The sequence below is a fragment of the Rhodopirellula sp. J20-39 genome (genome assembly GCF_057365095.1).
The window spans coordinates 109109-121868 of sequence record NZ_CP195123.1; the positions used below are offsets into that span (position 1 = coordinate 109109).

Below are 12760 nucleotides of genomic sequence, written 5' to 3' on the forward strand. Positions count from 1 at the left end.
GGCCGTCGGATTTTACCTTGGCTTCGGCCCCGTACCGAAAACCCGGCTTAATGCTGGCCGCTGAGGTGAGACACGGGATTCACAGAGATAATGCTGCATAGCGTTCCATCGAACGCAGGAAACGTCGCTCGCAAAGAACATGATTCGTGCCTTTGTTGAAGAAAACCCTTCGCGTTCACTCAGCTGCGGGCTGAATCGCCATCAAAGTCGTGGTCGTCCGAGCGTAGATCACTCCGCCAGAGATCGCAGGCGTGGCGAAACAGGGATCACCCATCTCGTTTTCAGCCAGAACTTCGAATTCAGAGCCTGCTTTGACGACATACATTTTGCCATCTTCCGATGGGCAGTAGATTTTGTCGTCGGCGGCGACTAACGACGCCGTAATGGATGCACCGCCACCGAGACGTTTCTCGTAGATCTTTTCGCCGGATTCGGCATCAAAGCATCGCACCACACCGTTCACGTTACCCAGGTAAAGATAGTCGCCCCAAACAACAGGTGTTGCCATGTAGCTACCGCCTCGGTCAACCTTCCAAACCACGCTCTGTTCCGCTGCGGACTCGGTTTCGCTCAAGTTGCCTTCCGCGTCCGTCTTGATGACATAAATAGGTGACGGCCCGCCATGAGCGTTGGTAATGTAAATCCGCCCGTCATGAACAAACGGAGTCGGCACTGGATTATCTCCGCCACCTTCAATTCGCCAACGTTCGTCACCCGTTTCAAGATCGTACGAAACAATCCAAGGCCATCCATTCACAACTACCTGCGTGCTGTCATCGCTGGAGTGAATCAGTGCCGTTCCCCAGCTTCGTTCACAATCACCCTCACGCGACTTTCGCCATAGCTCTTCACCGTCGGACAGTCTTAACGCCACGATATAGGGATCACTTGGATCATCGCAAACCAATACGAGATGATCGTCATGAATCGCTGGTGAACTCGCATAGCCCCAACCAATTCCGTATTTACTGACGTTGATGACACCTAGGTCCTGGTGCCAAAGCAGATTACCGTCGTGGTCATAGCAGTAAAGTCCTTCGGAACCAAAGAAGGCAACCAAACGGCTTCCATCGGCGGCGATGGTCGTGTTGGCATGAGTGGCTTTGGCATGGCGAGTCGCTTTGGGATTCCCTTGACGAGCAGCCTTCCGCCAAAGCTCTTCTCCGGTTGCTTTGTCGTAACACAGCACCCACCAAGTTTGCTCTCCATCGTCGTCAGCCGCGGCAATGTCACCGTTGCGTCCAACCGTCAATGGCGCATCACCACCGGCTGGCACAGCGGTAGCCAAGAAGATCTTATCGCCAATGATTGTGGGGCTGGAATGCCCTAATCCAGGTACTTTCGTCTTCCAACGAATGGCCGCTTCATTCGGATCGGTCGCATCCCAAGATTCAGCCGTCGTTTGATCGTAGGCAACACCGCGTCCCCCTGGCCCACGAAAGCCTGGCCAATCGTTCGTCTCACTGGCATGCCCCGTGACGACAAAGCAGACTGTAAGTACGAACGTCGTCTTCAAGGCGAAAAACTGAGTCATGGAGTCTTCTTTGCTTGATTGAGAAACACGCGGTTTAAGTCATCTGAGTTCGCGACGGCGATGTCAGGAAATTGGTCTTCGTTGAAGTCGCCTACACATAAGCCATAAGTCGCTGTGTCGGTCGCCCCAAACAAAGTCTCTTTGAATCTTGTCCCGCCATCTCGGCTAAAGAAGACCGCATTGGGTTGGCCCACGTTTCCGAAGACAATGTCCAGATGACCGTCTTGGTCAAAATCTGCGAAATCGACGCTGTAAGTATTGCGGGCTGTTTCACCAAGTGAAAGCTTCGAGGCAATACCTCCCTGACCATCACCGAGAAAGATCGCATTCACAGCAGCCAAGTTGCCAACGACCCAGTCAAGATAACCATCGTTGTTGAAGTCCGCCGTTGCAATACAGCGGCTCGATATCTGATCTCGCCCAAAGGCCACCGGGTCTTGAAAGCTTCCGGTCCCGTCCGCGATTAAAAGGGCATTGGGTTGGCTATCGCGATTGGCGAGCAACAAATCAAGAAAACCGTCTTCATTGACGTCCGCTACAGCGACATCAATCGTCGAATCATTGGCACTGCCAAACACCCGCGACTCCGGAAAGTTTGCATTCCCGTCGTTCAGGTAGATGCGATTGGGCTGGCCTCGACAAGTCGTCAAAACATCTACGTCGCCGTCACCATCAATGTCCGCCACGGCAAGACTGCGAACACTGGATGGTTTGCCGAACACCTCTCCCGAGGTAAATTTTCCAGTACCATCGTTGATCATGATCTTGCATGGTGAGTTATCGTTGCCGATCGCGATGTCGACATCACCATCCCCATCGAAATCGGCCGGCTCACAAGCGTAGCTGGTCGACTGGTCAACTCCCAGCGGTCGCATCACATTGAAACGACTACGGCCTTGATTCAGGAATACAAAATTTTGCTGTGGCCAGTGTCGCCCGTTGGCAACAATTAAGTCGACATCGCCATCTCCGTCGACGTCAGCCTTTCGAATAGAGGCCGATCGATTCAATTGGGTACCGAGCGTCAGCCGAACACTGGAAACAAAAACTCGCTCGTCGGCGATACTCGTTCCAAGACTTGCTGGAACCATCAGTAACCCAAAGGCGAATATCAGCGGTTTCATCTCGTTCCAGAACGTCACAAAAGTTGGCCGCAAAAGCATCCATGAAAAAGTTGCACTGACAATTTCCTTCGGCAGTAAAGCTTGAGCCAGATGTTGCTCGTCTACTCGACGCGTTTGATTCATTTGATGAGCAAAATTGAATTGGTCTTTGATCGTAATCAATAGACAGACAGCGTTTGGCAGTTTCCAGAGCACCCATCTGGCCTCGGCTCGCAAGTTAACTTCAAACAAGCATTACGGCTTGGTCGACGTCTTTAGCGAATGTGTCAGTCGCCAACTTAGTCGATCCTCCTATCGACGTTGATACTCGTCACTGAAATCAGGGCCCCTTTTTGAAACCGGCACGCCGGCAATATCGGCTGCGATTGCTGCTAATTCAGTGACAAATGCGATCAAAATGCCAAAACCTGCTGCCTTGAGCGTCAGTATTCCATCTCCTTCGGTCATACCTTCATAGACGCGATTCCGTTCCCCTTTCTAAACGAATCGGGACCTTGACCAAACGCTTGTTCAATAGATGGCACTTGAAGAAAACTTATGAATCGAAAAACGATTTGCACTGCAACAGCGACCATTGTCTTGCTCGCGATCTCCACCGTACCGGCTCCGGTTGTGCAAGCTGAAACCTCTAACGCAACTGTTGGAAAACCTATCGATCAACCATCCTTTACCCAGGGCGAAGCGACTACGGACGTCACCAAACTTTACCAGTGGACGGGTAACAACCCCCGTACTGCCAATATCGGAACGATCACGTCGACCGACGGTATCGAGTGGACGGTACCGGCAAACACCCATTTCCAAACGGCGATGAAAGCCCCCGACCTTTACAACGAAGCCAATGGAGTCGAGCCCGATTCAGTCGCCGACCTTGATCTGGATGCGGTACCAGTCATCGATGCGGGTGGCAAAGATGTATTCACCGCTTACGTTTTTGGGGACAACTACTTCGAGCTTTACGTGAACGGCAAACTGCTGGCAATCGATCCGGTTCCAATGACACCGTTTAACAGCAATGTGATTCGTTTTCGAGCCGCTACTCCCTTCACGATCGCAATCATGGGCGTCGATTGGGAAGAAAGGCTGGGTTTGGGTTTCGAGAAATTTCGCGGCGCCCCGTTTCACCAAGGTGACGCGGGCCTGGTAGCGGTTGTGAAAGACGCCGATGGCGAAACGGTTACGATCACCGACGAAAGTTGGAAGGCCCAAACATTTTACACGGCACCACTGTTGTCCAAGGAATGCTTGGTACTCAATGGAAACATCCGCGACAGTTCGAAATGCAGCACGGAAGACACACTCGACGGCACGGCATACTTCGCCGCACACTGGCCCATTCCCGCAAACTGGGCCGGAGCCGACTTCGACGATAGTGCGTGGCCCAACGCAGTAACCTACACAAACGATTTCGTCGGCGTCGACAACAAACCGGCTTACACCAACTTCACCGACCTATTTGACGACCCTAAAGCCGATGCAAAATTCATTTGGTCATCCAGCCTTGTGCATGACAACCTCGTGTTGATGCGAACCACCATTGGCAATTGAAAGAACGCATGTCTGACGACCATGATGATCGCTTGGGTGGACTACTTAATCGCACCGAAGGCGGCAAAACATGAATTTTTATGCAACAACTCGATGGTCTTGAAACCGACTGTTTTAAGAAGTTCGAGTTGATAGGTAACCGGGCGTGGTGAGTCCTCGCGATCAATGTAGGCAAACACCTTGTCGCGATAGTCCGCGTCACCGATCGACGTCAAATACTCGCCATACCGAGCCCACATCATCGCCTGCACTTCGGGTTGCTCGTGGAATACCAGATCCGTGATCCAAACACTGCCACCAGGCACTAGCAAACGGTACAACTTTTCGAACGCGGCAACCCAATCATCGTCGTCACGTAAGTGATGCAAAACGGCCGCAGCCACAATCACATCGTAGCTCCCCTCCGGGAGATGCGCGGATCGGAAGTCGGCCTGGACAGTGCGAACGTTGCCTGAATTGACTGAGCTCATTCGCTCGGCAGCACGCTCCAGCATCGGACCGCTTAGATCAAGCAAGTCGACATCGAAGTCATACCCAGCCGCTTGGTGCAATCGAAGTGTGTTGTTGCCGGCTCCACAGCCGATATCCAGCACACGACCAATCGGTTGGGTGCACGACACCGCCGCATCGGTGATCAACGACATCGCCAGTGGCGCATCGATGGTGGCGGCTTGTCCGGTTTCCAGTGAAGAGAACCGTTCGACGTCATTGTCAAATCGTTCACGAATGTCTTCGATCGACGATTTATTAGCGAGCGGCGTGTCCATGAGAATCCATCCAGTAAATAATTTAGTGACCTTCGAGTGTCACCATGTCAGTCATCTTGCGACTGCTCGACGACCTTTGGGATTAAGCAAGGAATCCCAAATGGTGAGCGGCGTGCATCGCGTGAAAATGCTCAAACGCCGATCGGCTAAGCCTTCCAAACCCGGGATGTGCGTGCAAGGTCCCTTGATGAATCTTAAACCGAGCGACGGTTTCAGCTAGCAACGCCACTTCATCGGCATCGCTTAAATCGTCCGGCGGCACGAACATCCCTGCGGTTTTAATTCCGGCAGGCGAATCGCCACGCAGCAGACGCGGCAGCACAAGCCAACGCAACACGGGTCGTATAGGAGCCGCGATGGACATCCACCACGGATAACCATCCATGTTGGCATCCACGGTCAGACGAATATGCTGACAGGCTTGGCCCAACGACCAATTACCATTTCGAATGTAGCCCGACGCAAGCAAGCGTTCGGCTTCCTGAACAACTTCGTCCAGGGAATCAAATTTTAGTTTACGCCGAGTCATCTTCTTTGGTGGATTGCTCGATTAGCGATCGTCAGCGAAGACGGGTTCTATCTTCAGAACGCCAACACATCCTCGCTGGTTGTCTCAACACAAGTATTAGCGAGGAAGCGGGTTTGTTGATAGCGGACTCAACAAAGCCCCTTCGATTGAAGGGGCATTCACAAAGCCGAATCTATCAAATTTCCGAACTGGCTAGGTCGGAACCGAATAGGCACGGCTCTTGGTATCAAACATCTGGACGGCAAAACACTGGTTGCCGAACTACGGTGCATCCGTGGCTGCTTCAACCTTAGGAAGATCCTTCAGCTTCGGTGGATCCATCTTCACGCCGTCTGTCGATTCAGGAATCTCTGGCATCGGAGCTGGTTTGGGGAAAGCGGACTCTGGAATGTCGTCAAGCTTTTCCTTGCGATCTTCTTTCTTCAACATCGAATAACCAGCTTCTTGCAGGTCATAACGGCCCCAGTAGGTTCGGCGGACCGGGTTGTAGTAGTAGACGTAGCGAGGACGCGAGGGGTAGTGGATGCAGTAGTGATGATGATAGGTCGTCGTCGTGACAGTCGGTGCGTAACTGTATCGTGAATAGTAATAGGTATTCGTCGGGTGATAGCTCCACGAGGAATACGCTTGGCGATAGCCGCCTGCTTCGGCTTCGCTTTGACCGAAGAAGCAAGTCAAGGCTGCGGCGGCGAGGGTAAGACCGAGAATTCGTTTGGAAAGGCGGTTCATGGTTACAGTCTCATAGGGCAAAGTTGTGATTGGTGGGCGGTCACTCGACCGGCTCTACACGGTACATGCCGAAAACCGCATCGCATCGGACACGAATTTCCGAAAAAAGATGCCCACCTGAACTAACTGCCCATTCTCCCCAAACGGGTGGCTTTTTCAATCGTCGAATCGGTCTTATTTTCCAGATGTGAACTTTTTCAGAGCCGATAACACCCGGCAACGAGCGTTCGTCTGCGTGCCGGATTCGCCAGGATCTTGATACAAACCGACCAGCCGTGCGGCCTCCTGCTTCGCAACGCTCAATTCAGGATCTTCAAGCGAGGCCAGAATCTCACTGTACAAAACAGTGTAAATCAGTCGTTCCGCTGAATCGCCCACGCCTAACTCATCCAGGATATGCAACGATTGGCGGCACATTTCGACAGCCTGATCTTGATCGCCCAGCATGAAGCGAGCCGCGGCCAAATCGCCCAAGCGGATTGCCTGGTGAATCGAATCGGGTGATATCGTTGACGCGACCACTTCGGATTCCAATAACCGGATCGTTTCCTTCAGTCGACCCAACTGCAAAAGTGCCGCTCCCTTAGCAGCGGTGGCGATCGCGATTCCTATCGAATCGGCAAGTCGTTGGTAAAGAGACAGTGCCTCGTCCAGCGTTTCGACACACCGCTGTGCTTCGCCCATATCGTCATAGGCGATCGCGCGATTATTGATCGACTGAGCCAAGGTAGGCAAATCACCCAACCGACGGCTCAGCTTTTCGCTGCGAGCATAATCCTTTTCGGCACCTTCAATGTCCCCCGATTCAGCCCGAGCGGCAGCCCGTCCCAATAACGCTTGGCCGATCCAAGGCAGGAGCGGTACGGTGTCAGCTTGGCAAACCGCTTGACTGAATTTGTTCAGTGCCTCGTCGATCCGGCCACTTTGCAAAGCTAACTTGCCACTTTCGATCGTCCACCGAAGCATCCTCGCCATCTGTTCAGAATCCGATGGCTCACCTTCCTCGGATCCTTCCAGAAAATTCGATTCCGCAGGCAACAATGCCTTCGATCGAGTCAACATCGATCGCGTGATCTCAAAATGCCCCATCCGGCGATGGAACTCGGCAAGTTCCAAAAGGGTGTCAAGAGTCTCGTCGGGGTTATCAAACGAGTTCAGCGACTGCAGGCTTTCATTTAAAAGGTCAATCGCTTGCTGAGGCCGACCTTTTCGGAACGAGATCAAAGCCAATAAACGATTGGCCCGATTGCGAATCGAAGCTGTCGATTCCGACGAAAGTTCGGCTAGTGATTCCAGCACTTCGACGCACAAGGACTCGGCTTGTTCGGTTTGTCCGACTCGTCGCAAGGAGTCAGCCAAACACACCTGAATTTCACAACGTTGCACCGGAGTCCCCAACGGTTCACACCGTCGCAAACGTTGAATCCGAACGGGGAGCCCCCAATCGTTCCCTGCGAGCGAATCCGCGCAGAGCATCGCTTCAGCTAAACGTTCGCCAGAAAAGACACTCGTACTCGCGTCTTCAGCACCAGGCGTCTGCGCGGGAGAACAGACCATCTTAGGATGGTCCAAGAAGAACTCGATCGCAGACCACAGGTTTGTTGCCAAGGCAGGATTACCTTGGCGGCTAGCGGAGTCCGAATCCAACACGTTTTCAATGAGACAATGGCAAGCCCGCCCACGCTGTGCATCGTCAATCGTCTCAACCACGAACCTCTGCACAACGGTCGAGACGCTAAACAGAACCCGTTCATTGCTTTCCGCAACACGGATTAACTGTCGCTGCCGCAGTTCCTCCAGAACCAGAAACGGATCAACGTTTAGATCCGTCAACATTCGTTCGGCGAGATCACTCGACAGCGGCGATGGCCAGATTGCCATCCGCATCGCAGCAGTTCGCTCATCGTTATCAAGCAGATTGAAACTCCACCGAACCACGTCCTGTAGCGTTTGATGACGTGCCGGACGATTGCCAGACGAACTACGCAATATATTGAAAGACTGCAGCAACCGCCCGTGCAAATCTCTCAGCGTCATCAATCCCATGCGTGCGGCGGCTAGCTCAATTGCCAACGGGTTTCCATCGACAAGCCGGCACAAACTGACGACCAGGTTTCGATTCTTCTCATCGCATACGAATCGTCGATTGGCGACCTTGGCTCTCTGAACGAAAAGCTCGATCGCCCCACCATCCACTTCCTCGACGCTCAGCGAATCCAACATCACCACTCGCTCACCGCGGACACGTAGCGGTAATTGGCTAGTGACCAGCAAAGCCAAATCATGGCACTGCGCCAACCATTCAACCACCAACGGCGATGCGACTTCGACGGCCTGTTCCAAGTTGTCGAGAATCAACACAATTGGCCCACGCACAGTTAACGCTTGGATAGCTAAGTGCATGCTCGACATGTTCGCAGTCGAAATCACCTGCATCGCTGAAAGCACCGCCGCGGCGAATTGTTCTTCGTCCTGTACCGCCGCTAGATCCACCCAGACGACATCGCCGTCAAACGAGTCGCTCAAACGGTGTGCAATCGCGATCGCGGTTTCCGTTTTACCGACACCGCCCACGCCGGTTAAGGTCACCAGTCGCTCACGCGATGTATCAAACATCGCCTCCACCGATTGAATCGTTTCTTCTCTTCCAAACAGCTCGATCGGACGCCATGGCAATGAAACTATTCGGCTGGAAAGCCTCCGAAAACGTGACTCACGAAAGGTCGCTTTGGTGGAATTGGGGTCGTCCGATTCCGCTTGTTGCTCAGCGATAAAGTCGCCGATTTCCTGCGCCAGTTGGCCCGCCGTTTCATACCGATCGGAAATCCGCTTCATCAAACAACGTTGACTGATCTGCTGCAATCGCAACGGAATGCTTTCACGAATTTGGCCCATCGGTACCAGATCACGTGATTGAATCATTTCGAACAAAGCTTCGGTGGTGGCGGCAACGAAAGGCGCCTTGCCAGTCAACAATTGATAAATGATCGCACCAAGACTCCACACGTCCGTGCGTCCATCAAGGTGATGAGTTTCACCCCAAGTTTGTTCGGGCGACATGAAGGTGGGTGTCCCCGCGATCACGCTGGTGACCGGTTGATCGCCATCGCGACGAATCGCCAATCCAAAATCCAGGATGGTCGCCTTACCGTTGTCGCTGACCAGAATATTCCGCGGTTTTAAATCACAGTGAATTAGCCCCGCCAAGTGCGCGTGGTGCACTGCATCGGAGATGTCTCGCAAGATCCGGGCAAGCTCCAAAACACTCCCGCTGTGCTCCTGCTTCTTTTCCCACCATCGATCCAATGTCACTCCGTCGATCAATTGAGTCACGAGCGCGACGAACTGGTCGTGCACAATCACATCGTGAATCGTCAATAGATGAGGGTGCTGCAAACTTGCCGCCGACCGTGCTTCTTGCACGAACAGTTGCAAATCCATTTCGGACATGGGACCGCGGCTACGCAAAACCTTGATTGCAACTCGACGTTGCAATTGTCGATCGAAGGCCTCCCAAACAACGCCGAAGCTGCCTTTACCGAGCAACCGTCGGCGTTCGTATCGTTTGTCGAGATCTCCCCATACGTCTTCCGCACCGCGATCGCTGTCGAAGCCATCTTTAACATGCGTTTCATCGGGATCGGAACCAACGCCAGTCCTATTGGTGTCATTCTCACTCAACTGGGTGATTGGTTCGGGTTCGTCCGCAGTCGCACCGCTATCTAATAACGCTAAAAATTGGTTGTATTGATCCGCATCTAAGAACTGATCAGACGAATACTCTCGGCGCAGCGTATCGAAATCAATCTCGATCCCGAACCGGCGGCGCAGACGCAACTCGTCGACAAATAGTTCAGCCGTTAGCGGCAGCCGCTGTTGAAATTGCTCGTGATACTCAGCGACTCCACGCCCCGAAGCGTCCGCGTGCGAGAAACGATATTCCATATCGATCCGCACCAACTCGCTGAGCGTTTGCTGTTCGGGCAATCCCTTATCAACACCGCGTTGCAAATATTCTTCAATTGACGGTTCACTCGATGACCGCCACGCCGACTCAAACTCGTCGAGCAACCATTCATCGTCGAGCATATCTAGATTCACAACTCAAGGTCTTCCAATCGTTCGCTCCAGCGATTGCGAACCTTTTCCAAAACGCGTCGAACGGTGCGTTCACTTCGCTCCACCCGTTCAGCTATTTCGGTCATTTCGTAGCCATGCATGCGGAGTTTCAAGATTTCAATCTGAATCGGGTCAAGATCCGCCGTCAGTTGGTCAAATTCGTCCATGACAAGGACCGCCGCTTCAGGCAGTGGTTCGGTCGCAGCGGCTTCGAAACAAAATGCCTGACGAGACTGATCATTGGAGATCGCCACGGACTGCTCGTTATCCATTCCGCGTTTGGCGGCCCGGTGATAGGCAACCCGCCGCCGGAGCTTGTTAAGCGAGATGACAACCAACAAACGCCACAGATCCCCGGACTGCTCAAACGTGAATTTGTCGCGATCCACACCAGCAAAAAAACTACGGAATGCCGATTGGACAATGTCTTCGGCATCGACTCGCCGATTCAATCGGCTGCTCATCCGGCGATGCACCATTGCGATCAAACGGGAGACATATCGATCAAACAACTCTTGCGAGGCAATTTGGTCCCCCTGACGGCACTGATCGATAAGTTGAATTGATTCTTGGTCCATTGCCGCTCATCTGATGACATCTTTGCCAGTAAAAAGGGACACTCCGTCCCCGCCCCCCGTTGGAATTGTCGTCTTTATCATAACAACTACCAGCCAAAATACGCAGCTTTCACAAATTCCCACTTAACGTACTTCGCTTAATGGCAACTTCATCCCCACTTCATACGTTCACCAACTACCCAAACAGACACCGTAACCCTCAATCTTTCGCCAAACTGAGTTGCATTCGGTCGCCGAAGCTTTTCTTTCACAAATTGAACACAAGTCGCTTGTGTCTTCGACATCTTTGATCCGATTCCAAAATACACACGAACCAGTTGGGGGGCAATCAAACAGCAAGCCCCCCCGGCCCCTATACATCTTTACACGGAAGTAGGCGATGACCGGCACACCCACAAACCGAAGACTCAGTGAGAAGTATCGAAGACTGAGCGAATGGATTCTCTCCGGAAGCATGAAAAAGGCGACTGTCTCCATGCTCTCCGTCGCCGCCATCACGACGATGACACCATATGCTATGGCGGAGACGTCCAATACGAAGCTCGTATCCACCGTTGTGCAAGACTACTGTGGCCCGGTAAGCCCGCCGATGAATCCATGTGATCCGTGCGCCCCGCAGTATGCACCGGCACCAGTCGACCAAGCCGCTACCTCCGAATCGGTAGCACCTTCGAACTCGGGATCTAACGAGACCGACGCTTTCGAGAGTGCCGAATCGTTTGCACCATCGACCAGCGTCCCCTCTTCATTTAACAGCGCCGCAGCAAATAACATTGCCGCAACATCGTTGGCCAGTAACACCGGAAGCCGAGGCGGTCTTGACGCTCCAAACATGCTTGGTGACTCCCCGGGATACGGAGCCACTGTCACCGTCGTTGGCGTTCCTTACTCATTGCCAACCGCGGGTATCCGCCGATTCAAAGTGACCGAGAACGTCAGTCCTATTCCACAGGACCGCGTCTTCTTCAACTACAACCATTTCGATGACGCGTTGCAGGCGAACGCGACTGACAACACGTATCTAGACCGATACATGTTCGGTGGCGAAAAAACGTTCATCGACGGATTATTCTCTTTCGAAATTCGCTGCGTTGTTTCCGATGGTTTCGACTCTCAACAAACCGCTGCACGTGAACGTGGAACAGAGTTCGGTGACCTTCAGTTTGCGTTGAAGAGCCTGTTGTACAGCAGCGACGATTTGGCGATCGGTGGTGGTTTGACTCTGTCCGTTCCCACCGCCGACGATAGCGTGTTGGTAGGGGTCGGTACGATTGAAAACGAAACCGTCTTCTTAGCACCGTTCATCGGGTTCGTTAGTAAGCCGACTAAGAACACATTCTTTCAAGGCTTCTTGCAAACCGACATCGTACTCGGTGGCGATACTGTCTTAGATGGTGGCGGAGCCGTTGCTGGCACTTACCAAGATCAAAACTTGATCTACGCCAGTCTTTCAGCCGGGCACTGGTTGTATCGTGATGAATGTGCCAGTTCATGCTTGAACGGAATCGCCGGCATGCTCGAATTCCACTACACCTCGGCACTCAACGATGCCGACTTAGTGACCTTCGGTGGCAACACGCTGACAGCAACTGACAACCTTGACGTCGTGAACCTGACCAGTGGTCTGGTCGTCCAAACCGGAAAGACCTACTTCCGAGTGGGTGGCAGTGTTCCACTAACAGACGATCAGTTCTATGACACGGAGTTCCAACTTCAAGTCAACCGATCGTTCTAATGAACGTCCTTGAAAGATGAATGATGTTTAAACGTGTGGGTTAGCCATACGTCATGCCGCCAAGGCAGCACTTTGCGTTCTGGCACTAAACTGCTTT

10 protein-coding genes are annotated in these 12760 nt (G+C 52.8%); 2 read left to right on the top strand and 8 right to left on the bottom strand.

Features of this window, described 5'->3' with window-relative positions; genetic code table 11:
* Positions 1 to 175: 175 nt before the first annotated feature.
* The 3 genes from ACR3ZL_RS00330 to ACR3ZL_RS00340 form a co-directional block, all read right to left on the bottom strand.
* Complete coding sequence (locus ACR3ZL_RS00330) at positions 176 to 1534, bottom strand: outer membrane protein assembly factor BamB family protein (RefSeq protein WP_473649863.1); 1359 nt, start codon at positions 1532 to 1534, stop codon at positions 176 to 178.
* The gene (locus ACR3ZL_RS00335) at positions 1531 to 2781 is read right to left on the bottom strand and encodes an FG-GAP repeat domain-containing protein (RefSeq protein WP_473649862.1); all 1251 of its coding nucleotides are present in this window, start codon (positions 2779 to 2781) and stop codon (positions 1531 to 1533) included. The genes ACR3ZL_RS00330 and ACR3ZL_RS00335 overlap by 4 nt, the downstream gene beginning before the upstream one ends.
* Before the next feature lie 168 nt (positions 2782 to 2949).
* A complete protein-coding gene (locus tag ACR3ZL_RS00340) occupies positions 2950 to 3105 on the bottom strand; it encodes a hypothetical protein (protein ID WP_473649861.1) in 156 nt (51 codons plus the stop codon).
* Positions 3106 to 3195: 90 nt separating this feature from the next.
* Between ACR3ZL_RS00340 and ACR3ZL_RS00345 the strand changes: the two genes are divergently transcribed.
* The gene (locus tag ACR3ZL_RS00345; RefSeq protein WP_473649860.1) at positions 3196 to 4206 is read left to right on the top strand and encodes a hypothetical protein; all 1011 of its coding nucleotides are present in this window, start codon (positions 3196 to 3198) and stop codon (positions 4204 to 4206) included.
* A 41-nt stretch (positions 4207 to 4247) separates the two neighbouring features.
* Here ACR3ZL_RS00345 and ACR3ZL_RS00350 read toward each other — a convergent pair whose 3' ends face one another.
* The 5 genes from ACR3ZL_RS00350 to ACR3ZL_RS00370 all read right to left on the bottom strand — a co-directional run bounded on the left by ACR3ZL_RS00350 (position 4248) and on the right by ACR3ZL_RS00370 (position 10928).
* The gene (locus tag ACR3ZL_RS00350; protein WP_473649859.1) at positions 4248 to 4973 is read right to left on the bottom strand and encodes a class I SAM-dependent methyltransferase; all 726 of its coding nucleotides are present in this window, start codon (positions 4971 to 4973) and stop codon (positions 4248 to 4250) included.
* Positions 4974 to 5055: 82 nt separating this feature from the next.
* Entirely contained in the window at positions 5056 to 5502 is a 447-nt protein-coding gene (locus tag ACR3ZL_RS00355; RefSeq protein WP_473649858.1) for a DUF1569 domain-containing protein, read from the bottom strand.
* 261 nt (positions 5503 to 5763) lie between these two features.
* Positions 5764 to 6231 (bottom strand): hypothetical protein, encoded by a 468-nt coding sequence (locus ACR3ZL_RS00360; protein ID WP_473649857.1) that lies wholly within the window; start codon positions 6229 to 6231, stop codon positions 5764 to 5766.
* 174 nt (positions 6232 to 6405) lie between these two features.
* Positions 6406 to 10332 (bottom strand): protein kinase domain-containing protein, encoded by a 3927-nt coding sequence (locus tag ACR3ZL_RS00365; protein WP_473649856.1) that lies wholly within the window; start codon positions 10330 to 10332, stop codon positions 6406 to 6408.
* Positions 10329 to 10928, bottom strand: a complete 600-nt coding sequence (locus ACR3ZL_RS00370; RefSeq protein WP_473649855.1) for an ECF-type sigma factor — start codon at positions 10926 to 10928, stop codon at positions 10329 to 10331. Before ACR3ZL_RS00370 ends, ACR3ZL_RS00365 begins: the two co-directional genes overlap by 4 nt.
* A gap of 379 nt (positions 10929 to 11307) precedes the next feature.
* Here ACR3ZL_RS00370 and ACR3ZL_RS00375 point away from each other — a divergent pair, with 379 nt between their 5' ends.
* The gene (locus tag ACR3ZL_RS00375; protein WP_473649854.1) at positions 11308 to 12663 is read left to right on the top strand and encodes a hypothetical protein; all 1356 of its coding nucleotides are present in this window, start codon (positions 11308 to 11310) and stop codon (positions 12661 to 12663) included.
* Positions 12664 to 12760: the final 97 nt, after the last annotated feature.

Coding starts and splice junctions, on each gene's coding strand:
- ACR3ZL_RS00330 (WP_473649863.1), bottom strand. CDS start 1,534: ATGACTCAGTTTTTCGCCTTGAAGACGACGTTCGTACTTACAGTCTGC.
- ACR3ZL_RS00335 (WP_473649862.1), bottom strand. CDS start 2,781: ATGAATCAAACGCGTCGAGTAGACGAGCAACATCTGGCTCAAGCTTTA.
- ACR3ZL_RS00340 (WP_473649861.1), bottom strand. CDS start 3,105: ATGACCGAAGGAGATGGAATACTGACGCTCAAGGCAGCAGGTTTTGGC.
- ACR3ZL_RS00345 (WP_473649860.1), top strand. CDS start 3,196: ATGAATCGAAAAACGATTTGCACTGCAACAGCGACCATTGTCTTGCTC.
- ACR3ZL_RS00350 (WP_473649859.1), bottom strand. CDS start 4,973: ATGGACACGCCGCTCGCTAATAAATCGTCGATCGAAGACATTCGTGAA.
- ACR3ZL_RS00355 (WP_473649858.1), bottom strand. CDS start 5,502: ATGACTCGGCGTAAACTAAAATTTGATTCCCTGGACGAAGTTGTTCAG.
- ACR3ZL_RS00360 (WP_473649857.1), bottom strand. CDS start 6,231: ATGAACCGCCTTTCCAAACGAATTCTCGGTCTTACCCTCGCCGCCGCA.
- ACR3ZL_RS00370 (WP_473649855.1), bottom strand. CDS start 10,928: ATGGACCAAGAATCAATTCAACTTATCGATCAGTGCCGTCAGGGGGAC.
- ACR3ZL_RS00375 (WP_473649854.1), top strand. CDS start 11,308: ATGACCGGCACACCCACAAACCGAAGACTCAGTGAGAAGTATCGAAGA.